This is a genomic window from Paraburkholderia sp. SECH4, assembly GCF_030511745.1.
Classification (GTDB): Bacteria; Pseudomonadota; Gammaproteobacteria; order Burkholderiales; family Burkholderiaceae; genus Paraburkholderia; species Paraburkholderia madseniana.
This window is the reverse complement of record NZ_JALOCP010000031.1, coordinates 67,300-90,681: the sequence shown is the minus strand read 5'-3', so window position 1 is coordinate 90,681 and position 23,382 is coordinate 67,300. Positions and strand designations below refer to the sequence as shown.

Below are 23,382 nucleotides of genomic sequence, written 5' to 3'. Positions count from 1 at the left end.
TCGCCCTGTCAATCAGGGCGACTCGACGGATAGATGTGCCGGTAACCCGGCGGACTATTTTCGACCGATCAACAAACCGATCAGCACGCCGACACCCAGGGCCACACCGGCCGTCGTCCACGGACGGTCATGCGCATAGTCGTTGGCAGCCCGAGCAGACTTGCGCCCCTTCTCGATGACGATGACCTGCGCATCGGCCGCCTTCTGTTTCGCGCGCTTAAGACGCGCGCGCACCTTGCCGGACACCGGCTCCGCGTCCACGCTGGAAGCGTGTGCGACGTCTTCCGACGAGCCATTGATGTCGCTCACTGCGCTACCGAAATTTGACATACTGCCTCCCTGCAAGCGTGGTTAAGAACATCTACGCATTCCTTATCAGCGCGACCGCTGATGAGGTGTTACATCGGTCTGTCAGCTTTGACTTTGACTCTGGACCGGCAAAACGCTCAGCTCGACAGTCAACGTCTCCGCACCCTGCCCGGTGCGAATACCGGATACGGGCATCGCGTCGCGATAGTCGAGGCCAGTGGCGATGCGCACATAGCGCTCATCCGGACACGTATTGTTGGCCGCATCGAAGCCGACCCAACCGAGTCCGTCGAGATACGCCTCCGCCCATGCGTGGCTCGCCGCCTGCATCGCGACACCGTCCATCAGCAGATAGCCCGAGACGTAGCGGGTCGGGATGTGGAGCGCTCGCGCCACGGCGATAAAAACGTGCGCGTGGTCCTGACAGACCCCGTGGTGGTTGAGCAAAGCCGTCTCTGCATCCGTACTCACGTCGGTCATGCCGGGCTGATATGCGATCCGGTCGTGGATCGTATTCATCAACGCATGCAGCGACTGGAGCGGCGCGTCTTCGGTGCGCAGGTCAGCGGCAAGCGCCTTGATTCGTTCGCCGGCCCGCGTCAGCGGTGTCTCCCGCTCGAAGACCCAGGACGGGGCAAGGCCATCGACCACGCCGAAGATCCCAGCCCGGTCCTCCGTGTCGATCGTTCCCTCCGCCACGATGACGATTTCGCGCTTGTTGCGCTCGTGCCGCACGAAATCGACATGGTTACCCAGGCCGTCCACGTAAGAGACGTTCGGCTCGACGCCGTCGACCGTGACCTGCCAGTCGATAACGGTCTGCCCAGGGCAAGACTGCGGACGCAACCTCAGACGTTGCAACGCATAAGGGACCGGCTGCTCGTACTGATAGTGCGAGGTGTGGCGAATAGCGATACGCATGGCCGGTCTCAATCGAAGTTGTAGGTTTCGGCGATTTCAAAACCAAGCCGGTTGTTCTGCCCGATGAAGCCCTCGAGAAACTCGTGCAGGCCCTGCGCGAAGATCTGCTTGACCGTATTGTCGCGGAGCGTGGCGAGCGTAATGTCGGCGGTCTTATGGCAGGCATGGGTGACGCCATAGTCTTGCGCCAGATACGCGAGGTTCTCGACGATGTTCAGGTAGCAGAAGTTCAGCGAGCGCGGCATGCGGCCGTTGAGGATCAGATAGTCGGCGATATTGGTCGGCTTGTACTGGACGTCGTACACCCAGCGGTAGGATCGATGCGCGTCGACCGAGCGCAGGATCGATTCCCACTGGTAGTTGTCGAGCGTCGTGCCCACATAGGACACCGCGGGCAGCAACAGGTGGTATTTGACGTCGAGAATGCGCGCCGTGTTGTCAGCGCGTTCGATGAACGTGCCGATGCGGGCGAAATCGAAAATCTCGTTTCTGAGCATCGTGCCGTGGAAGGTGCCGCGAATCAGTGCGGTCTGGCGCTTGATCTGATCGAGCACGACCGGCAGTTCGCTCGCCGCCACCGGCGTTGCGAGCACGCGCCTGACCACCATCCACGCTTCGTTCACGCTCTCCCACGCCTCGCGGGTGAGCGCCGTGCGCACCATGCGGGCATTCGAGCGCGCCGCTTCGATGCACGACAGGACGCTCGACGGATTGTGGCCGTCGCGCAGCAGATAGTCGGAAACGGTGGCGGCGCTATAGGCGTCGTGTTTCTCCCGGAAACCCTCTTCCGTGCCGGATGTCACCACCACGGACGACCAGGTTGCCTGCGCATCGGACGTTCGGGTCAGCGCCATACGCAGCCCGGCGTCGACTATCCGTGCGATGTTTTCCGCGCGTTCGATATAGCGGTGCATCCAGTAGAGTCCGCTTGCTGTGCGTCCGAGAAGCATGTCCTGTCCAACTCCAGTGTCTGTTCTTTTCCGTGTGCCAGTCCTGTATCAGGCTGGCGTTCTGTGAGGCTCGCCACCGGCCCTCAGTCGGCCCTCAGTCGGCCAGAACCCAGGTGTCCTTGGTGCCGCCGCCCTGGCTCGAATTGACCACCAGCGAGCCTTCTTTCAACGCGACGCGCGTCAGACCGCCCGGCGTGATGCGAATGCGGTCCGACACCAGCACAAAGGGCCGCAGATCCACGTGGCGCGGCGCGAGACCCTTTTCGGTCAGGATCGGTGTGGTCGACAGCGCCAGTGTTGGTTGCGCGATGTAGTTGTTCGGACGGGTTTTGAGCTTGGCTGCGAAATCTTCCCGCTCCTTCTTCGACGCGGCGGGCCCGACCAGCATGCCGTAACCACCCGACCCGTGGACTTCCTTCACCACCAGTTCTTCGAGATGATCCAGCACGTATTTCAGGCTGCCCGGCTCGGAACAGCGCCAGGTCGGCACGTTCTCCAGGATCGACTTGCGGCCCGTGTAGAACTCGACGATTTCCGGCATATAGGAATAGATCGCCTTGTCGTCGGCGATGCCGGTGCCCGGTGCGTTGGCGATCGTGATGTTGCCCGCGCGGTAAACGTCCATGATGCCGGCGACGCCAAGCACGGAATCGGGCCGGAAAGTCAGAGGATCGAGATAGGCGTCATCGAGCCGGCGATACAGTACGTCGATGGCGCGGAACCCTTCGGTTGTGCGCATTGCCACGCGGCCGTCCACGACCTGGAGATCGCTGCCCTCGACCAGATGAACCCCCATCTGGTCGGCGAGGAACGCATGCTCGTAGTACGCGGAGTTGTGGATGCCGGGCGTCAGCACCGCGATGGTCGGATCGTCCTGGTTGCCGCCGGGCGGACACACCGCGGCAAGCGACTCGCGCAGCAGTTGCGGATAGGCTTCGACCGGCCGCACCTTGACCTGTTGAAACAGCTCAGGGAAAAGCTGCATCATCGTCTCGCGGTTCTCCAACATGTAGGAGACACCGGAGGGTGTACGTGCATTGTCTTCCAGCACGTAGAACTGGTTTTCGGCGGTGCGCACGATGTCCACGCCGATGATGTGCGTGTAGACGTTCCCCGGCGGCCGGAAGCCGATCATCTCCGGCAGAAAGGCCTCGTTCTGGGCGATCAGTTCCTTCGGGATACGCCCGGCGCGCACGATCTCCTGACGATGATAGATATCGTCGAGAAAGGCGTTGAGGGCGATCACGCGCTGTTCGATGCCTTGCGAAAGGCGCGTCCATTCCGAACCGGAAATGATGCGCGGGATGATGTCGAACGGAATCAGACGCTCGGCGGCCTCTTCTTCGCCGTACACGGCAAACGTAATGCCCGTCTTGCGGAACACGCTTTCCGCGTCATCGGCTTTCTGCGCGAGATTCGCAGGATGCTGCGTATCGAGCCATTGCTTGAGCAGTTCATAAGGCGCGCGGACCCCGTTAGCGGACGTCAGCATCTCATCGAATGGCTTCACTTCGGTTCTCCGTCGTTATTGCTGTTGTTGCTGTTGTTACTGTTGTTGTCGATGCAACAGGGAGGCGCTGCGCGCCGCCGCATTAGCCCGCATTAGCCCGCATTAGCCCGCGTTGTCCTCGAGCACGCTCTGAGTCAGGGCGACCGACGGGATCGTCGGCTTCATCATCGCATGCGCGCGGCGGCGCACCCCGTACCAGCCGGCAACCAGGATCAGAGCCACGACCGGAATCGCGGCAACGGTCCACGTGCCGTTCGGATAGTCGAATGCCATCAGTACCAGCACCCCCACCAGAAACGCCAGTGTCAGCCAGGACGTCACCGGCGCGCCCGGCATTCTGAACGTCACCGGCTCAGCCTCACCACGGGCCACCGCCTGCCGGAGCTTCATCTGGCAAACCACGATGAATCCCCAGGTGCTGAGAATACCGAGCGAGGCCACGTTGAGCACGATTTCGAACACGCTCGACGGCACGAAATAGTTCAGCACGACACCCACGATATAGATCGCGACCGTGACCAGAATGCCGGCGTACGGCACCGACTGCGAGCTCATGCGGGACAGGAAATGCGGCGCGGACCCGCCCATCGACAGCGCGCGCAACACCCGCCCGGTCGAATACAGCCCCGAGTTCAGGCTCGACAGCGCCGCTGACAGCACGACGACATTCATGACCGAGCCGACACCCGGCACGCCGAGTGCGGCGAAGAACGTGACGAACGGGCTCTGCCCCGCCTTGTAGGCACTCCACGGCAACAGACAAACCAGCAATACCACGGCGCCCACATAGAACACGGCGATGCGCCAGATCACGCTGTTGATGGCGCGCGGCAGCACCTTGCGCGCGTCCTTGCATTCGCCCGCAGCCGTGCCGACCAGCTCGACGCCGGCGAACGCGAACACGACGCCCTGCACGAGCACCAGCGCAGGCAGCAAACCATGCGGGAACAGCCCACCGTTCTCGCTGATCAGATGCACCCCCGTGGTGTGCCCGCCGACGTGCGTCCCGGTACCCAGAATGATCGAGCCGATCACGAGGAACAGCGAGATCGCGGCAACCTTGATGAGCGCGAACCAGAACTCCATTTCGGCAAACCATTTCACGCCGATCAGGTTCATCGCCGCGACGATGCATAGCGCAATCAGTGCGAAGATCCATTGCGGCACGGACGAGAACGCCGCCCAGTAATGCATGTACAGCGCGACGGCCGTGATGTCGACGATGCCGGTCATCGCCCAGTTCAGGAAGTACATCCAGCCGGCGACATACGAAGCTTTTTCACCGAGGAACTCCCGGGCGTACGACACGAAGCTGCCACTGCTCGGCCGATGCATCACCAGTTCACCCAGCGCGCGCAGGATCAGAAACGAGAAGACGCCACAAACCAGATAGACGACGGCAAGCGAAGGACCCGCTATTTGCAGGCGCGCGCCCGCGCCGAGAAAGAGGCCCGTGCCGATCGCCCCGCCAATAGCAATCATCTGAACCTGACGATTACCCAACGTTTTGTGATATCCCGCTTCGTGCGACTCCAGCCAGCTTTTCTTATCTACGTCGCCAGTGGATGCCGGGGAATTTGGGTTGTGCAGTGTGGACATAATCAGTTCAATCCTTTTAATGCGGGCACTTGACTTCGCAATCCCGGAGACATATACGGAAGGATGTATGCGCGATGGCGCATCGATTAAGCTGCAAATCAACAACGTAAATTTTTGAACAGTCGTTCGTTTTTAGCGCCGGACCAAGGGCAGTTTGTATCGGGTCACCGAGGGCAGGCAGACAAAAGGTATGTAGCCCAATTTATGGGGGCAACGCTCATGCATATTTCGACTAACACCTATCGAAAAAAAACATCGGTATTCTTGCAATGAGGAACGGTAGGCTAGCGTTGCCGCGTCGCACAGACGCGGTTGTCGATTGACCCAACACAAGTGATCAATATGGAAGCAAAGTGGTTGGAAGACTTTCTTAGCCTTTCGGATACGAAGAGTTTCTCCCGGTCGGCGCGCAGCCGGCATCTCACCCAGTCAGCTTTCAGTAGACGGATCGTGGCGCTCGAAACGTGGATGGGCACGAAGCTCGTCGATCGCAGCGTCAATCCGATCACCCTCACGCCCGCCGGCCGGATGTTTCGCAGTCTCGCGGCGGACATCCTGCGCAGCATGCATGCGGCACGCAACCTGGTGGGCGGATATGAACAGTTCGCCGAAAACGACCATGTGGTTCATTTCGCGGTTGCCCATACACTCGTCTTTACGCTTTTTCCCGACTGGCTCAAGCGCCTGACCAGCGAGTTCGGCCACATCATGGCCCGGGTTCAGGCCGTCAACGTGCCCGAGGGTGTGCAACACCTCGTGGCAGGCGACTGCGACCTGCTGATTGGCTATCACCACCCGCAATTGCCGATCGCTCTCGACCCCAACCACTTTCCGTTCCTTACACTCGGTGTCGAGCGCATCGTGCCTGTCTCGGCAGCAGGCAGTGACGGCAAGCCTCTCTTCGAACTCCCTGGCAAGAGCAGCAGACCGCTGCCCCTGCTCGCCTATTCATCCGGTGCATTCCTTGGCAACGTTGTCGAAATGCTGTTGATGAACGCGACGGAACCGTACTCGCTGTTCCGCTGCTTTGAGACCCACATGTCAGAGGCGTTAAAAGGCATGGTTGTAGCCGGCCACGGAATCGGCTGGCTTCCGGAAAGCTGTATCGCCAAAGAGTTAAGCGAAGGAAATCTGGTTCGCGCAGGCTCGGACATCTGGGCGACTGAGTTGGAGATACGCCTGTACCGCCCGGTCAAGGAGCGGGGCCAGGCGGCAGAACAGCTTTGGGCTTTCATCAGCTCCCAGTTGATTGAGCCGCGGGTGGATCGGTTACCAGACATCCTGACCGCGGCGTGAGGCCAGTCGGTGCGCAGCTATAAGGCGAGCTTGGCCAATTCACCATAAGCGCGATGTAGCCACACTTTGACGCGTTGCCGCTCAAGCATGCCCAAGCCTGCGGCGGCGCGATCATGATGATTGATGGCTGCCCAAAAGCTTGCGCTTTGCCGATCGATCTTCTGCATCGTCGCGTCGGGCAGCCGGCGCAGCGTGATCACGCTCGCGCCGAGCGCTTCAGCACGCGCGAGTTCACCGGATGCGTCCAGGATCTCGAAGCGGTCACCGCGAAGTTCGTTCAATACGATCACCAGCTTGATTCGTCCACCAAACTGGTCGAGCCACTGTCGCAGCAGATCGACCGAATCGCGTCCTGCGTCCATGACGTGCCACCAGGTCAGCGTTAGACCGTGCTCTTCGACAAGACCGATGACGTCCGCATCGTCCAGCCATTCTCCGAGAGACTGCTGCGTTTGAGCGGCAAGATCGACCAGAACACGCCGCTGCGGATCTTCGAGTGCATGTTCGATAATGGGATCCAGGCTGTCGTGCTGATCGAGTACTGCCGGAGCTGCAAAATCGGCATAGAAGCGCAACAAGGCGCCATGTGATTTGTCGGTGTCAAAACCGACGAACTGAATACTCTCGTCGATAAAATACTGGGCCAAAACGCGGGCGACCAGCGATTTGCCGACGCCGCCCTTCTCGCCGCCAATAAAGTGGATGAAGCTCATCTGTGCAGATCCTTGGTTATGAAGCCGGCTGGGTTGAAAACAAAAAATACCAGATCTAAAAGGCGGAACTGCGACTTAGTCTACAGAGGATTTCCCATTTCCCCCTCCAAGGGAGTACCTCTTCGCGCCGCTTGCCCCACCGATATTGGCCGGTGAATGTCGCCAGAGTGACAACACCTCTGGAGAGCCGAACGTGAGTTCCGTAAATGATGCAGGTCAGGAGCTTCATCTTGCCGCGCCGATAGACGCAACAGGACTTCATAGAAAGATCGGCTGGGCAGGCGCATTCTGGGTAGCCAGCGGCGTACCGGCGCTGGTGCTGTTCTCGATCGGCTCGATTGCGGCGACCGTCGGCAAGCCGTCGTGGATCATCTGGGCGATTTCGATCTGTTTCGGCTTCATCCAGTCCTTTTCCTATGCTGAGATCGCCGGGCTGTTTCCGCACAAGTCCGGCGGCGCATCGGTGTATGGCGCGGTCGCCTGGGTGCGCTACAGCAAGCTGCTCGCTCCGCTCTCCGTGTGGTGCAACTGGTTCGCGTGGTCGCCGGTATTGGCGATCGGCTCGGGCCTGGGCGCAGGCTACGTGCTGAACATGTTGTTCCCGGCGACCGCCGCAATCAACACCTGGCAAATCACGCTGGTCGATCTGGGTTGGTTGTCGAGCGGCCTGAGTCTGCGAGTCAATGCCACTTTCGTGATCGGTGCCACGATTCTGCTGACAACCTTCGCGATCCAGCACCGCGGCATTCTTCAAGCCGCGCGGCTCCAGATGATTCTCGCGATCTCCGCACTGCTGCCGCTCCTGTTGGTTGGCGTCTACCCGCTGCTGACGGGCGATCTGCCAATGCACAACCTTTTCCCACTCTATCCGCTGGCAAAAGACGCCGGCGGCCGCGTGATAGACGGCACGTGGAATCTGAGCGGTATCGAACTGATGGCCGGCGGACTCTTTATCGCGGCCTGGTCCACCTACGGATTCGAAACGGCAGTCTGTTATACACGCGAATTCAAGGATCCGCGCCGCGACACGGTTAAGGCGATTGTCTATTCCGGACTCCTGTGTCTCGTGTTCTTCACGCTCGTCCCACTCGCGTTCCAAGGCGCCCTCGGTCTCGGCCAACTCGTCTCGCCCGAGGTCAAGGATGCCGCTGGCAATGTGACGCAACCCGCTGTCTATGACGGCATTCTTTCGCCTGGCATCTACAGCGGCATGGGTGTTTCCGAAGCGATGGCGAAAATCGTGCATGCCGGCAACTGGGGTGAATTCATTCTGAAGCCCATGCTGGTGTTCGCGCTCGTACTCGCCATCATGACCTCGATGGCGGGCTCGTCGCGCACGCTCTACCAGGCTTCCGTCGACGGCTGGCTGCCCAAATATCTTTCGCACGTCAATCACAACGGCGCACCGACCCGCGCGATGTGGACCGACCTCGTATTCAATCTCGTGCTGCTGCTGATGTCCGACTACGTCGTCATACTCGCGATGTCGAATGTCGGCTACATCATCTTCAACTTCCTGAATCTCAATGCCGCGTGGATCCATCGGCTCGACCGGCCAACCTGGGAGCGCCCTTTCAAAGCGCCAAAATGGGTACTCGGCGCCGGCGCCGTGTTGTCGTTCGTCAATCTCGCACTGATGGGACTGGGCGCGGATGTATGGGGCAAGGGCACGCTGATTTCGGGCATCGTCTTCTCGGCGCTGATCGTGCCGGTGTTCATCTGGCGCCACTACGTGACTGACAAAGGCCGCTTCCCGGAAGCGATGCTGGACGACATGGATCTTTCGAACGCCAGCATCAAACGGCGCGCGGGTTTCCTGCCGTATGCGGCGTTAGTGCTCGGCGTGGTAGTCGTCTTCGTGAGCCACTGGATCACGACCTGATTGCGCACGCTTCTCTGAAGACCGAACGCCCGTGTTGCGCGAATCTCCGCGCAACACGGGCGAAGTTCATCGCACGGCAAAGATCGCGCCTTCGATACCCAGCACCTCGCTGCTGGCCGAATAAATACCGATGCCGCGCTCCCATACGTTTCTCACATCGCCATTCGCGCCGCGAATGCGATAACGCAGTTCGAACGGCCTGCGATCCGCCAGTGCTTCCTGCACCCCACGCCAGACGTAATCGACGTCGTCCGGCACGATCAACTGGCTGTAGCTATGTTCGTGACTGTCGACAAACCAGGCGGCCGGATAGCCCGTCAACTCTTCGCAGCCGTCGCTGACGAATTCCATTGACCACGATGGATTGTTGCGGCCGCGATAAATCAATCCCGGTACGCCGTTCAGGAGTCCCATCGCACTACGCAACCTGGCTTCGATTGAAGTCTCCTGACGCTTTTGCGCCGTGGTGTCGAACGCGGAGATAAAGAAGGCGTCTTCGTGCCGGCGACATGCCACCTCCAACCAGCGAAGCTGACCGCGAGGATGAACGAAGCGTATCCGCTCGCGGCTACAGACGCCGGTTTCGTTACGCAGCCGCGCCAGCATCTCGCGCCAGATCAGGCGATCCTCCGGATGGACATATGCGGCCATCTCGACGCCCACGGCGCCTGCATCCATCAGTTCGGACCATGCAGCGTTAGCGCTGCGAATGCTGCCCTCGTTATCCACTTGAAGCAACGCGACCGGATAGGCATCGAGGTTCATCGCGGCTGCGGCGAATTCGCTTACAACAGCATTGTCTTGCATTCGTTTACGCCTTCATCATTGACGCGTAAGAGCATCGCGGTGAACCCACGCTGCCAGTTCGAGCCGGGAACGCAAATTCAGCTTGCGCAGCAGATTCTTTACATAGACCTTAACGGTGCCATCGCTGATGCCCAATTGCCGGGCGATCTGCTTGTTGCTCATGCCTTCCGAAATGAGCGCCAGTGTCTGCGCTTCACGCTCGGTCAGTTCGACCCGGCGAGCGCCTCCTTCACCTTCGGGACCATCGTCGTCTTTCGCAAGCAGGGTGACCAGACAATCGTCCAGCACGATCACGCCCTGCACGCAGTTGCGTATGTATAAGCGCAGATCGTCGGGCTCGGTTTCCTTCAGCATATAGCCGTCGGCACCGAGACGAAGCGCGCTCAATAACTCCTTGCGATCAAGCGAGGCGGTCAGCACGACTTTGCGGCTCTCGATCTCGAGCTGGCCCAATTCATCGAGCACATGCAAGCCGCCGAGTCCCGGCATGTGAAGATCGATCAGGATCAAGCCGGGTCGTAACTGCTCCGCGAGCGCAATGCCCTGCCGGCCGCTGGAAGCTTCGCCGACTACCTGAAACTCCCCGGTCGAGTTGAAGTACTCGGCGAGGCCACGCCTGAACAGCGGGTGGTCGTCAATCAGAAGCAACGTCGTCGGTCCCATCAAGGAACTCCTTTCTGGCATCGTCATTCGGGACAAGCAGGCGCACCCGCGTGCCATTCGGCTGCACATTCTCGATTGCAACTTGCGCGCCTATCGCACGCGCCCGCTCGCGCATGATCTCCAAGCCATAGTGATTTTCCTCCACCGATGCGGGCCGCAACCCGAGCCCGTCGTCAGTCACGGTCACACACAAAGCGCCTGCGGGGTCGTCTATCACTTCAATCCGCGCATGTCTTGCATGCGCGTGGCGGACCACATTCGACAACGCTTCGCGCACGATCTGCAATGCGTGCAGCGCTACGTCCGGCGCGAGTTCGATTTCCGGCATTCGGTTATCCAGTTCGAAGACCACGTTGCAGCGACGCGAAAATTCATCGACGGAATCAGCCAGCGCCTGGCGCCACGAGCGCCCTTCGAGCGTCAGGCGCGCACCGGTGATCAACTGGCGAACGTCGCGCTGCAGCCGCGTCATCGTGGTCCGCAACTCCGCGAGCAGCGGTTCGGCGGCCTCCGGATTACGCACCTGCTGTTGCACACGGCTGACGAGAAACGACATGAAGCCCAGTTGCTGTGCGACCGAATCGTGAAGCTCACGGATAAGCGCACGGGTGCCCCCGTCGCAATCGGCCTCATCGCCCCCATCCACCACTTGCGTGGATGCATCGCGCTGGATCAGGGTCCGGGTCACCGCCATCCAGGCCACCCCACGAGAAAAGCGATTTTAGAGGCAAGAAACGTGCCGTTTGCGGCACTACTCCTTTGGGCATACCTCGTTGTCAGGATTGAACGGTGTTTCCCTTTAAGAAACTATTTTGCTTGTGGGGAACGTCGCTTTTCGAGTGTTTTATCCGTCAGACCAGCGTCTTGCAACGCACTCGAATGGAGCACACGCCCCGTTTTAGTTCAGATGCAAATGCACACGTTTGAAGCGAAACGTGATCCACGTGCTTGACCCGCATCGACAGAACCGGCGACTAAAGACATGACATCGACGCACGACAGAACACCAAGCTCGCCTCCGAGCCTTCCGCGATATCAGGCGCTCCGGATATGTGAGGATGCGCGCCAACACGTTGTGGTCGTCCAAGCCGACGCACTTACAAAGGTCGAAGCTTTCATCGCGACGCTGCCGGTCGAGCCTGACGTGAGCACGCTGCTCGTTCAAGGCGACACGTCGGCAACGGCTCGCCGTGCATCGTTCTTCCCGACACACGACGCGCTCGATCGCCATCTTCTCGCGACCCTGGATCGCGCGGCAATCGGCTTACGGCTCTATGTATGCGGCGACGAAGCGTTCATCTGGCGCATCCGCCGCCTCGCCGGCGAAGCGGGCATGCTGCCGGAAGAAATCACCTCCGAGCTCGATGCCGCACCACGCGCCGTCTATTGCGTGCACTGCAGCGCTTCGCATGTGTACGAGGCGCTACCCGAAGTCGAATGTGCCGGTTGTGGAATCAACCTGAGTGTGCGCCAGCATTTCTCGCAGCGCGTCGGTGCCTATCTGGGCGTCTGCGCCGATCCGGATCGTCCTTACCTGGTGCGCCACGCATGAACACAATCGAGGTTCGAGTCGAAGCAACGCGGCTGCTGACGCCGGTGGTACGCGAGTTCACCCTGGTCGCGAGGCACGGTCGGCTGCCGAAGTTTTCCTCGGGCAGCCATATCCAGGTGCAGTTGCCACTGGATGACCGCCCATTGCGCAACGCCTATTCGTTGATTAGCGATCCGGCGGACGCATCCAGCTATCGCATTGCCGTACGCAAACAGGACGATTCGCGCGGCGGCTCGGTATTCATGCATGAGCAAATGCGTGAAGGTGCGGCATTGAAAATCACGCCGCCGGCCAATCTGTTTGCACTGCGTTCCAGCGCTCGCGCTCACATCCTGATCGCGGGGGGCATCGGCATCACACCGTTCGTCGCGCATGTCACCGCACTGGAGCGCGATGTTGCCGACTTCGAACTGCACTACGCCTACCGGCAAGGGCTCACGGATGCGTATCGCGCCGAGTTGAGCGAGCGCCTCGGCAGCCGCTTCCATGGATACGACGGTGAGCGCGCGCGCCTCGATGTCGAACGGGTGCTACGCGGTCGCCCGCTGGGCACGCATGTTTACGTGTGCGGTCCGCAAACCCTTCTGGACTCGGTACGAGACACGGCTCGTGCCCTCGGCTGGCCGGACGGCCGCGTGCACTGGGAAGCCTTTGCTGCGCCGCAGTCCGGCACGCCGTTCGTCGTGACACTCATGCGTAGTGGCTCGAGGTTGGAAGTGGCGGCAGACCAGAGCCTGCTGGAAGCGCTCGAAGCAAGCGGACTCGACATCCCGAACCTGTGCCGCGGCGGTGTCTGCGGTCGGTGTTCGACCCGTCACGTTACCGGCGAAGTCGACCACCGCGATCTGTTCCTTCACGAATCCGAGCGCGCCACGCACCTGATGCCGTGTGTCTCGCGCGCCCACAGCACCTCCCTTTTCCTGGATCTTTGAGGAACGCCCGCCATGAGCGTCATTCTGAAGCCCGCCGAAAGCTATCGTGAAACGTTTTCGTTTCGCAACAGCGAAGCCGCCATCGCCCGCTTCCCCTTCCCGTTTCCCGAAGACGCCTACATGTATTCGGTGAATATCGAGCCGGCCACGTCACGCGATCCAGGCTCGGTCTTCGAGCACTGGTTCGATATCGACGAGCACTACCGCTCCGAAGTCGCCGAACGCGCGATCGTGCTGCAAAACGACTCGCGCCGCTGCATGGTGATGCCGCACATGCAGAGAGCGTCGTGGGACGCGCTGGAAATGATCATGGAGCATCTCGCCCAGGATTATCCAAAACTGTTTTCACTTACCCGCGCAGGCGACAAGTGGTTGTGGCGCAATCGCGCGCTCGGCATCGAGCAGGCGTTTCGTTTCGGCAATGCCGAGACGCTGCCGTGCGAGCCGCTCGAATACATCATGCGGCAGACGCAAGGCGATATTGCGCTGCTCGATCAGCGTGACGGCGACCTCTTCATGGATGCCGGTGTCATCACCGGCCCTGCCGACTGGTCGCTCGCGTTCGATGCGGGAATGAGTTTCAAGCAATGGCATTCGCCGGTGCCCATGGCACACGACATGGGCATCTTCGATCGCGCGCTAAAGTATCTGCTGCATATCCAGGTAGACCGCCCGGTACGCCGTCTGAATTGGACACTCACGATCAACCCCCGCCTCGATACCGCACCCGAGAACTACCACCTGTGGGGCGCGGAGCGCGGTCAGGTCACGCCGGAGAACGTCGCGCAATGCGTGCATCTGCGCGTCGAACTGCAATTTATGGCGCGGCTGCCGCAGAGTAACGCGATGATGTTCAGCATCCGCACGTATCTCGCCAGCATGGCCGATCTCGTCACTCAGCCGGCGTGGGCGCGCCGTCTTCATCGGGTGCTGCGCGACCTGCCTGAACCGATTGCCGACTACAAGGGTATGACGCGTTACCGGAAGACTCTGGTCGACTGGTTGAGCCAGTTCGACAACGGCACCTGATGCCTTGTCGATTTCGTACACCAACACATCCTCACCTCTGGAGTAGCAGACATGGCTAATTCATGGCGCATTTCCGCGCTTGCGGACCGTCATCGCGCATTGGGCTCGAACCTCGAAGACTGGAACGGAATGGGCACCGCATGGACGTACTCCGGCGACCTCGCCGATCAGCACGAGGCGATTCGCACCAAGGCTGGTTTGATGGATGTATCCGGTCTGAAGAAGGTCCACTACGTCGGCCCACACGCGGAAAGCCTGCTCAACTGGGCAACCACGCGCGACGTCAGCAAGCTCTACCCCGGCAAGTCGGTTTATGCAGCGATGCTGAATGAAGACGGCAAGTTTATCGACGATTGCATCGTCTACCGAACCGGGCCGAATGCGTTCATGGTCGTGCATGGCTCCGGAACCGGTTATGAACGCCTCGTTCGCTCCGCGCAGGGCCGTCAGGTCGCCGTGCTGTTCGACGACGATCTGCATGATCTGTCTTTACAGGGTCCCGCCGCCGTGGACTTCCTCGCGGAACACGTGCCGGGTATTCGCGATCTGCCTTACTTCCATCACCTGCAAACGCGGCTTTTCGGCAAGCCGGTGATGATCTCTCGCACCGGCTATACGGGCGAACGCGGCTACGAAATCTTCTGCAAGGCCGCGGATGCACCCTTCATCTGGGACACCGTCCTCGACAAAGGCGCGGCGTCCGGCATCATCCCGTGCGCGTTCACGGCGCTCGACTGGTTACGCGTCGAAAGCTATCTGCTGTTCTTCCCCTACGACAACTCCGAGATGTACCCGTTCGCGAACGAAAAGGCGGGCGACACGCTGTGGGAACTCGGCCTCGACTTCACCGTATCGCCGGGAAAAACCGAGTTCTGTGGCGCGGGCGAACACTTCCGTCTGCAAGGCAAGGAGCGTTTCAAGATCTTCGGCGTGCTGGTGGACTCCACCGAAGCAGCCAACGGCGGCGACGCATTGTGGAACGACGGCAAGCAGGTCGGCGTCGTCACATGCGGCATGGTCTCGCGGTTGACCGGCCGCTCGATGGCGATCGCCCGCCTCGACGTGGACTACGCCCGCCCCGGTGCACCGCTCGAAGTGCGCGGCCGCATCAAGGCCCGTGCAAGCGCGGCCGAATTGCCGTTCGACGATCCGGAAAAGAAGAAACGCACCGCGATCGGCTGATCCGTCGACGGTCTCCCGTTACGTCTCTCACGAATTTTCAGGAGTGTCGCAGTGACCCAGAATTACATACTGACGATCAGTTGCCCGGCCACCTCCGGCATCGTCGCGGCCGTCTCGTCCTATCTCGCGCAATCGGGCTGCTATATCAGCGAGCTGGCGCAATTCGACGACGAATCCAACGGCACATTCTTCATGCGTGCGGTGTTCCGCTTCAACGACGCGAAGACCGGCAGCATCGACAAGCTACGCACCGACTTCGGCAGCATCGCAAACGACTTCGCGATGCAATGGAAGCTCTACAGCGCCGCGCAACCGATGAAGGTGCTGCTGATGGTCAGCAAGTTCGACCATTGCCTCTCCGACCTGCTGTACAGGTATCACAAAGGCCAGTTGCATATGCAGATCACCGCCGTCGTCTCCAACCATCTGGACCTGCGGCCGATGGCGGAGCGCGAAGGCATCCGTTTCATCTATCTGCCGGTGACACCGGAAACCAAGGATCAGCAGGAAGCCGAACTGTTGAAGATCGTCGCCGAGACGGAGACGGAACTCGTGGTGCTCGCGCGCTACATGCAGATTCTCTCCAACAACCTCTGCAAGCAGCTCGCCGGCCGGGCCATCAATATCCATCACTCGTTTCTGCCGGGATTCAAAGGCGCCAAGCCGTATCACCAGGCATTCGAACGCGGCGTCAAGCTGATCGGCGCCACCGCGCACTACGTCACGTCGGATCTCGACGAAGGACCGATCATCGAACAGGAAGTGCAGCGTGTCGATCATGTCCTGCAACCGGACGGGCTCGTAGCGATCGGGCGCGATACGGAAACAGTGGCGCTGTCGCGTGCGGTGAAATTCCATACCGAACATCGCGTCTTCCTCAATCGCGACCGCACCGTGATCTTCCGCTAACCCAGGCTCAACTCATCGGCGGCAAACTATGAAAAAACGCGTTGCAATCATCGGTGCGGGCCCTTCCGGGATGGCGCAATTGCGCGCTTTCCAGTCCGCGAGAGAAAAAGGCGCAGACATTCCCGATATCGTCTGCTTCGAGAAGCAGAAGGACTGGGGCGGCATGTGGAATTACACATGGCGCACGGGCACCGACGAGAACGGCGAGCCGGTGCACGGCAGCATGTATCGCTACCTGTGGTCCAACGGACCAAAGGAATGCCTGGAGTTCGCGGACTACACATTCGAGGAGCACTTCGGCAAACCGATCGCCTCGTATCCGCCGCGCGAGGTGCTGTGGGACTATATTCGCGGACGCGTCGAGAAAGCCGGTGTACGGCCTTATATTCGCTTCAATACGGCGGTCCGCCAGGTGAGCTTCGACGCCGCATCCAGGAAATTCACCGTCACTGCGCAAGACTATTCCGCCGGCACAACGACGTCGGAAGAGTTCGACTACGTCGTCAACGCGTGTGGCCACTTCTCGACACCGAATGCGCCAAGCTTCCCCGGTTTTGAGAGTTTTGGCGGCCGCATCCTGCATGCACACGATTTCCGCGACGCGCTGGAGTTCAAGGACAAGGATGTGTTGCTGGTCGGCAGCAGCTATTCGGCGGAAGACATCGGCTCCCAGTGCTACAAGTACGGTGCGAAGAGCATCACGAGTTGCTATCGCACGGCGCCGATGGGCTATCACTGGCCCGAAAACTGGGAAGAGAAACCGATATTGCAGCGCGTGCGCGGCAATATCGCTTACTTCGCCGACGACACGCACAAGCGCGTCGACGCGATCATCCTGTGCACCGGATATCAGCATCACTTCCCGTTTCTACCCGACGAACTGCGCCTGAAGACCGGCAATCGCCTGTGGCCTTTGAACCTCTATAAAGGTATTTTCTGGGAAGACAATCCAGGCCTGATCTACCTCGGCATGCAGGACCTCTGGTATTCGTTCAACATGTTCGACGCTCAGGCCTGGTATGCGCGCGATGTGATCCTCGGACGCATCACGCTGCCGCCGAAAGCGGAAATGACCGCGCATAGCCTCGCATGGCGTGCGAAAGAAGAAAAGCTCGCCACCCATCAGGAAATGTTCGAGTTTCAGGGCAGCTACATTCAGGAGCTGCTCGATGCGACCGACTACCCGAGTTTCGACATCGAAGGGGTGAACCGAACTTTCCTCGAATGGAAACACGACAAGCATGACGACATCATGGGCTATCGCAACAAGTCCTATCGCTCGCTGATGACTGGCACGCAATCCCCGCCTCATCACACGCCGTGGCTATCGGCACTCGATGACTCGATGGACGCGTATCTTGGCGAACCCGTTGCGGCGTTGAAAACCGCCGGCTAAGCGGCGCGAGCCAGGGAAGAACATGCTGATACGCACCCCCATAAGCTCGCGTCCCGCTGAGCCGGCGCTATTTGCTCGCGCGGCCGGATGCGAACGATATCGCGTGGCGGGCGGCGGCCTCACGGTCGTCGCGCTCACGCCCGGCGATACTTTGCAGATCGTGGATATCGAAGGCCTGCAGCCCTGCGAACTCATGGCCTTCGATGCGCACGGCGAAGCGGCGCTGGCCGCGCTCGATCTACAAGCGTCGGCGGGCGCTTCGTTCATGGCGAGTCTGTTGCATAACAGCGCGGCCTCGCACGTGCTGACCGGTCTGCTCAAGCGTGGCGTTCATGCGAGCGCATTGCAGTCCGCGGCGACTATCTGGAGCGGCGACACACCGGCGGGCTTTACGCGAAAACTCATTGCCTCCGAAGCGCTGCTCGTCATCGTCGCCGCGCCGGGTGCCGCAAGGGCAATCGATTCGCAGAACCCGCCCACCGGCTTGCGCCTCACGATCGATCGCGCGAATCCCGCGCTGCTCGCCGCGCCGCCGCTTCCCGCACCATTGGCCGACACGCTGAACGACTTCACGATCCAGCCCGGCACCGCCACCGCGTACACGGTGCGCGCGGGAGAATACATTCAGGTACTGGACGTCGCGGGTCGGCAATGTTCGGATTTCGTCGCCTTCGATCTCGCCGCGTTGGATGGAAACAAGGAACTCGACCTCGACCAGACCGTGACGAGAACGCTGAATGGCAATGCGTATCCCGCTCCCGGCCTGTTCTCGAAGTTCTTCAATCGAAACATGCAGCCCATGCTCGAAGTCGTACGCGACACGGTGGGCAGTCACGACTCATTTGCCCTGGCGTGCGCGGCGCGCTATTACGAAAGCCAGGGCTATTTCGGCCATAGCAACTGCAGCGACAACATGAGCCGCGCCCTCGCCGCTTTTAACGTGGCGCCACGCCCCGGCTGGCCCGCGATCAATTTCTTCTTCAATACCGGCATCAACGCCCATCAGCAAATGACGCTCGATGAACCGTGGTCGCGCCCGGGCGACTACGTGTTGATGCGCGCGCTGACCGACCTCGTGTGCGTGAGTTCGTCCTGTCCCGACGACATCGATCCCGCGAACGGCTGGAATCCGACCGATATCCAGATCCGCGTCTATCCGAACAAGGAACGCTTCTCCATTGCCATGGCTACCCGAACCACGCCCGATGCCGAACCGGTCCTGACCCGCGAGTCAGGCTTTCATGCAAAGACGTCGGCGCTCACCCGCCATTTCACCGACTATCGCGGCTGGTGGCTGCCCACGCACTACGAGGGCTTCGGCACCGTCGAAGAATACTTCGGCTGCCGGGAGCGCGTCGCCATGATGGATCTGTCCGCACTTCGTAAGTTCGAGATCATCGGTCCCGACGCGGAAGCCCTGTTGCAATACTGTCTGACGCGCGATGTCCGGCGGCTCGCCGTCGGCCAGGTCGTGTATTCGGCGATGTGCTATCCGCACGGCGGCATGCTCGACGACGGCACGCTGTTGCGCCTCGGCCCGGACAATTTCCGCTGGATTTGCGGCGAAGACTACGCCGGTGTCTGGCTGCGCGAGCAGGCGGCGGCGCTCGGCATGAAAGTGTGGATCAAATCGGCCTCGGATCAGATTCACAATCTGTCGATTCAGGGACCGCTGAGCCGCGAGTTGTTGAAGCAGATGGTGTGGACGCCGCCCACCCAGCCGGCACTCGATAAGCTCGGCTGGTTCCGCTTTCTGGTCGGCCGGCTCGACAATTACGAAGGCTGTCCGATCATGGTCTCGCGCACCGGCTACACCGGCGAACTCGGCTATGAAGTCTGGTGTCATCCGCAGGATGCCGAACGCGTGTGGGACCGTTTGTGGTTGGCTGGGCAACCGCTAGGCATGGTTCCGCTCGGACTGAACGCGCTCGATATGCTGCGCGTCGAAGCCGGCCTGATCTTCGCCGGCTACGAGTTCACCGACGAAACCGATCCGTTCGAAGCCGGCATCGGCTTCTCGGTACCGCTGAAAACCAAAGCGGACGACTTCATCGGCCGCGACGCATTGCTTGCCCGCAGCGCGCATCCGCGGCACAAGTTGGTCGGACTCGAACTCGACGGCAACGAACCCGCGCACCATGGAGATTGCGTGCACGGGCAACACAACGCGCGCGCGCAGATCGGCGTGGTCACGAGCGGCGTGCGTTCGCCGATCCTCGGCAAGAACATTGCGCTGTGCCGTATCGATATCGCCTATGCCGAACCGGGAACACGCTTGCAGGTCGGCAAGATCGACGGGCATCAGAAACGCATCGACGCTCAGGTCGTGGCGCCGATCTTCTACGATCCGGACAAGAGCCGTGTCCGCGCCTGAACGGCTGCAGCACGGGCCCCGGCTTGCGCCAGGTAGCGCGGCGGGGCTGCGCCACCAACCCCGCTCAATGCCGCATCAAGGACCACAACAGCAGCGCCAGCAACAGCACCACGACCACCTGCCAGAACAGCACCGGATCGCTCTCGAGCAAGGGCTTGCGCCGAATCGGCGCCATCGCGTCTCGACCGCTCGAAAAACGATCGAGATCAGCGCAGACTTCGAGCACGTCCTGATACCTGCGCGCCGGGTCGGTCTGCAGGGCTTTCTCCAGCACCAGGTCGAGCCATTGCGGCGCGTCCGGCCGGTACTGATAGAGCGGCACGCGTCCATTAAAACCGTAGGGCAGCTTGCCGCCGCTGAACAGCCGGTACAGGGTCACGCCAAACGCGAACACCTCGGAGCGCGCATCGCCCTGTGCGCCTTTCATCAACTCAGGCGCCATATAAGCGGGCGAGCCCGGCGCGGCGTCCGGGCCCGGCAACTGCATGCCCGGCATATAACCGAAACCGAGATCGAGCAGGCGCGTGCTATCGCCCCACATCACGAGCACGTTCTCGGGTTTGATATCGCGATGGAAGATATTGCGGCGATTCAGCACGTCGATCGAATGGCCTAGCTGTTGCGCGATCTTGAGCGCACGTGGCAGTGCCATGGGCTGAGGCGCCGCCAGCAGTTTTTCGAGCGTGACGCCTGCGCCGAGCGGCATCACCACATAGAGCCGGGTTTGCCGGTCGGCATCGATCGGCATCGGCGCGAGCACGCCGTCGTCGCCGATCTTGCCGGCCAGCCAGCGCTCGCGCACGATCGACTGCCGCACGTTCTCGTCCTGCTCGACACGCGGCTTGGGAAACTTGAGCGCCAGCGGCGTGTTCGGATCGGCCAGATCGTAGCCGGCGAAAATCCGCGAATAGAAGCCATCGCTCAACACGCTCTTGAGCAGATATCCGTCGACCACCTCGCCGGCGTCGGGAACAGCCGGAATAGGCAAAACGCCGACCACACGTTCGAGGTAACCGACATCGAGCGAAGGCAGGGCGCCCACATCGAGCACCGCGCTCGTCACGTCGTCCTGCGAGCCGCGCGTCAGCGCCAGCGCGCCCAGCCGCCGTGCCGTTTCGAGCGCACCGCCGCGCGCCGCCAGCACCGTCTGCAGTTCGCGCATCGGCACGCGGCGATAGAGTCCGTCGGAGCACATCAGCAGTCGGTCGCCCTCGCGCAGCTCAAGCGTTTCGATGCGCGTCACCAGCGTCGGAAGCATGCCGACCGCGTGAGCCACATAAGAACCGAAGGCGACCGGCACCACGTCGTCGTCACCGAGCTGGGTCAGTTGGCCATCGCGCAGCAGATAGAGCCGCACATCGCCGGCCGCGACCAGATACGCGGTAGCGCGGCGCACGATCAGCGCCGCAAAGGACGCGGACATCTGCTTCAGTGCTGGGTCGACGCGGCCGATCTGATGCAGCCAGCCGTGTATTGCCTCGAGCGCGCGCGCAGCGGCCACGCCGGGCTGCAAGGTGTCGGCGAGCCCGTAATAGGCATCGATAAAGGTCCGCACCGAGAGTTCGGCTGCGACCCGTCCGCCCTTGCTGCCGCTCACGCCATCGGCGAGAGCGATCACGCTGCCACGCGCGGCGCGCGCCGCCAGATCGCCGAGCATCACGCCGACGTAGTCTTCGTTGATGTGATCCTGCCCGCGGGCGCGGGCAGGGAAAGAAACACAACCGATCTCGAGCGCGGCGCACTCGCCGCGCTCCGGCCTCAATTGCAGATCGATTTCCTGGCCGCCCATTCCGCGACCGCTAGCAGGCCTTCCCTCTGGATCGTCTGGCACCTGGCTGGTGTTCGGTGCGGGCAAGCTATCCTGGGAGAAGGGTTCACTCATTTACTTTTTGCCGTGGGTCATCACGTCGCTGGTTTCCAGATCGTGCTCGATCTTCTCGAGCACCTGCGGCGAGCGCTTCTTGAGCATCAACAACCAGACTGCGCCAACCAGCATATACGCAACGAACAGATACGGCAGGATGTTATACGGATAATCGGGCACCGGATACACGCTGCCGATCACCGCGCCGACCATCGCCAGTGCGCCGAGCACGCCCCACACGACGTTGCTAGTCTTGAGCTCGCCCTGCTTCTTCAAATAAACCGGTGCCGCGATGGCGACCAGGAAATACACGACCAGGAAGCCAAAGGTCGCAAACGTACTGGTATAGCCGAAGGTGTTGAGCGGTCCCGTGCCGAGCATCGCGATACACACCACGAAAGTCACGATGGAGGAAAACGCAACGGCAATGTACGGTGTCTGATGCGTGCGGTGCACCATGCCCATCGAGCGATGCACGAACTGATAGCGGCCCATCGAATACAGAAGACGGCTGGACGAGTTGATGCACGCAAGCACGCACGAGAACGCGCTGACCGAGGCAATCAGATAAAACACCGGACCGAGCGGCGAGGCGCCGACGCTCGTGAGCAAGGTGCTGAGCACGGCCGAATCGCCGCCGAGCTTGGCTGCGTCGTCGTGGTAGGCGATCGTCATCGAATAGGCCACAAACATGAAGAACAGGCCCGACAGGATCACGCACCAGACCACCGCGCGCGGAATGACGCGCAGCGGGTTCCTGGTTTCCTGGCCGAGCGAGGCCGCGCTCTCGAAACCCACGTACGAGAAGATGCCGAGCACCATGCCCTGTGCCATGCCCTTACCGCTCACGCCCTGCAGCCCCAGTTGCGTATGGTCGATGATATGGTCCGGATGCAGCGCGAGCACATAGATCAGCACACCGCCCACGATCACCACCGAAGCGGCTTCGATTGCCAGCGACAGGCGCGAGGAGAGCTTCACGTCACGCGCCGAGAAGAACCAGGCCAGGCCGACAAAGATCGTGTAGACCGCCCACGACGGGATATTGACACCCCAGGCCGTAAAAGCGTTCTGCACGAACACTACGCCTGCGGCGCCAACCCCCATTGCAGTGCCCACGTAAGCTGCGATCAGACCCCAGCCGGCAATGCCGCCCGCCATCGGCCCAAGCGCGCGCGAGATATAGATAAAGAACGAGCCGGCCGACGCGATCCGGCTCGAGAGCGCGATGATGCTCATGCTCACCAGCAGCAGCCCGAGCGTCGAAAGACCATAAATCAACCATGTGCCCGCACCGGCCAGCGCCGCGATCGCGGTCACGTTGATCGACGGCGTGAAGGTCGGTGAAAGGTTCGCGATAGATTGGCCGATGACCTCGGGGAAACCTAACGTGCCGGCACGCAGACCGCCGGATGGTGCCGGCGCTGCTTGCGTGGTGCTTTGCGGAGTGCTCATGTCGGGCTCCTGATAGATTGGTGAATCAAGGTTGAATGC

General features: G+C 61.0%; 20 protein-coding genes. 9 read left to right on the top strand and 11 right to left on the bottom strand.

What is annotated here, in order from left to right:
* Nucleotides 1-54: 54 nt before the first annotated feature.
* The 5 genes from M0D67_RS42155 to ansP all read right to left on the bottom strand — a co-directional run bounded on the left by M0D67_RS42155 (nt 55) and on the right by ansP (nt 5,289).
* Complete coding sequence (locus M0D67_RS42155) at nt 55-330, bottom strand: YqjD family protein (RefSeq protein WP_171929294.1); 276 nt, start codon at nt 328-330, stop codon at nt 55-57.
* A gap of 81 nt (nt 331-411) precedes the next feature.
* Nucleotides 412-1,230, bottom strand: coding sequence for a transglutaminase family protein (locus M0D67_RS31605; RefSeq protein WP_266240926.1), 819 nt, complete (start codon nt 1,228-1,230; stop codon nt 412-414).
* 8 nt (nt 1,231-1,238) lie between these two features.
* Entirely contained in the window at nt 1,239-2,180 is a 942-nt protein-coding gene (locus M0D67_RS31600; protein ID WP_171929296.1) for an alpha-E domain-containing protein, read from the bottom strand.
* A 94-nt stretch (nt 2,181-2,274) separates the two neighbouring features.
* On the bottom strand, nt 2,275-3,690 hold the full coding sequence (locus M0D67_RS31595) for a circularly permuted type 2 ATP-grasp protein (RefSeq protein WP_171929297.1): 1,416 nt from the start codon (nt 3,688-3,690) through the stop codon (nt 2,275-2,277).
* Nucleotides 3,691-3,792: 102 nt separating this feature from the next.
* Nucleotides 3,793-5,289 carry an L-asparagine permease gene (gene ansP / locus M0D67_RS31590; RefSeq protein ID WP_266240925.1) on the bottom strand — a complete coding sequence of 499 codons (1,497 nt, stop codon included), beginning with the start codon at nt 5,287-5,289 and terminating at the stop codon, nt 3,793-3,795.
* Between the two features lie 342 nt (nt 5,290-5,631).
* Here ansP and M0D67_RS31585 point away from each other — a divergent pair, with 342 nt between their 5' ends.
* Nucleotides 5,632-6,585, top strand: a complete 954-nt coding sequence (locus tag M0D67_RS31585) for a LysR substrate-binding domain-containing protein (RefSeq protein ID WP_154563687.1) — start codon at nt 5,632-5,634, stop codon at nt 6,583-6,585.
* Nucleotides 6,586-6,602: 17 nt separating this feature from the next.
* Here M0D67_RS31585 and M0D67_RS31580 read toward each other — a convergent pair whose 3' ends face one another.
* Nucleotides 6,603-7,298: a mobilization protein gene (locus M0D67_RS31580; protein WP_266240924.1), complete on the bottom strand. Its 696-nt coding sequence runs from the start codon at nt 7,296-7,298 to the stop codon at nt 6,603-6,605.
* A gap of 241 nt (nt 7,299-7,539) precedes the next feature.
* Between M0D67_RS31580 and M0D67_RS31575 the strand changes: the two genes are divergently transcribed.
* Nucleotides 7,540-9,180 (top strand): APC family permease, encoded by a 1,641-nt coding sequence (locus tag M0D67_RS31575; protein ID WP_308112621.1) that lies wholly within the window; start codon nt 7,540-7,542, stop codon nt 9,178-9,180.
* A 66-nt stretch (nt 9,181-9,246) separates the two neighbouring features.
* Here the strand turns inward: M0D67_RS31575 and M0D67_RS31570 are convergent, their stop codons facing one another.
* From M0D67_RS31570 to M0D67_RS31560, 3 genes are read right to left on the bottom strand one after another with little or no spacing between them, the layout of a single operon-like run.
* A complete protein-coding gene (locus M0D67_RS31570; RefSeq protein WP_154563681.1) occupies nt 9,247-9,987 on the bottom strand; it encodes a PAS domain-containing protein in 741 nt (246 codons plus the stop codon).
* A gap of 15 nt (nt 9,988-10,002) precedes the next feature.
* Nucleotides 10,003-10,650 carry a response regulator gene (locus M0D67_RS31565; RefSeq protein ID WP_154563679.1) on the bottom strand — a complete coding sequence of 216 codons (648 nt, stop codon included), beginning with the start codon at nt 10,648-10,650 and terminating at the stop codon, nt 10,003-10,005.
* The gene (locus M0D67_RS31560; RefSeq protein ID WP_302273683.1) at nt 10,622-11,338 is read right to left on the bottom strand and encodes a sensor histidine kinase; all 717 of its coding nucleotides are present in this window, start codon (nt 11,336-11,338) and stop codon (nt 10,622-10,624) included. The genes M0D67_RS31565 and M0D67_RS31560 overlap by 29 nt, the downstream gene beginning before the upstream one ends.
* Before the next feature lie 456 nt (nt 11,339-11,794).
* Between M0D67_RS31560 and M0D67_RS31555 the strand changes: the two genes are divergently transcribed.
* From M0D67_RS31555 to M0D67_RS31525, 7 genes are read left to right on the top strand one after another with little or no spacing between them, the layout of a single operon-like run.
* Complete coding sequence (locus tag M0D67_RS31555; RefSeq protein WP_266240922.1) at nt 11,795-12,202, top strand: dimethylamine monooxygenase subunit DmmA family protein; 408 nt, start codon at nt 11,795-11,797, stop codon at nt 12,200-12,202.
* Nucleotides 12,199-13,134: a PDR/VanB family oxidoreductase gene (locus M0D67_RS31550; protein WP_266240921.1), complete on the top strand. Its 936-nt coding sequence runs from the start codon at nt 12,199-12,201 to the stop codon at nt 13,132-13,134. Before M0D67_RS31555 ends, M0D67_RS31550 begins: the two co-directional genes overlap by 4 nt.
* Nucleotides 13,135-13,146: 12 nt before the next feature.
* Nucleotides 13,147-14,163, top strand: coding sequence for a DUF3445 domain-containing protein (locus M0D67_RS31545; protein ID WP_266240920.1), 1,017 nt, complete (start codon nt 13,147-13,149; stop codon nt 14,161-14,163).
* 51 nt (nt 14,164-14,214) lie between these two features.
* Entirely contained in the window at nt 14,215-15,345 is a 1,131-nt protein-coding gene (locus M0D67_RS31540) for an aminomethyltransferase family protein (protein ID WP_266240919.1), read from the top strand.
* Nucleotides 15,346-15,396: 51 nt separating this feature from the next.
* Nucleotides 15,397-16,254: a formyltetrahydrofolate deformylase gene (purU, locus tag M0D67_RS31535; RefSeq protein ID WP_054041202.1), complete on the top strand. Its 858-nt coding sequence runs from the start codon at nt 15,397-15,399 to the stop codon at nt 16,252-16,254.
* Between the two features lie 28 nt (nt 16,255-16,282).
* Nucleotides 16,283-17,650, top strand: coding sequence for an NAD(P)/FAD-dependent oxidoreductase (locus M0D67_RS31530; protein ID WP_266240918.1), 1,368 nt, complete (start codon nt 16,283-16,285; stop codon nt 17,648-17,650).
* Nucleotides 17,651-17,672: 22 nt separating this feature from the next.
* Nucleotides 17,673-20,024, top strand: coding sequence for a DUF1989 domain-containing protein (locus tag M0D67_RS31525; protein WP_266240917.1), 2,352 nt, complete (start codon nt 17,673-17,675; stop codon nt 20,022-20,024).
* Between the two features lie 64 nt (nt 20,025-20,088).
* Here the strand turns inward: M0D67_RS31525 and M0D67_RS31520 are convergent, their stop codons facing one another.
* Both M0D67_RS31520 and M0D67_RS31515 read right to left on the bottom strand, forming a co-directional pair.
* Nucleotides 20,089-21,906 carry a bifunctional protein-serine/threonine kinase/phosphatase gene (locus M0D67_RS31520; RefSeq protein WP_266240916.1) on the bottom strand — a complete coding sequence of 606 codons (1,818 nt, stop codon included), beginning with the start codon at nt 21,904-21,906 and terminating at the stop codon, nt 20,089-20,091.
* Nucleotides 21,907-23,343: an APC family permease gene (locus tag M0D67_RS31515; RefSeq protein WP_154563661.1), complete on the bottom strand. Its 1,437-nt coding sequence runs from the start codon at nt 23,341-23,343 to the stop codon at nt 21,907-21,909.
* Nucleotides 23,344-23,382: the final 39 nt, after the last annotated feature.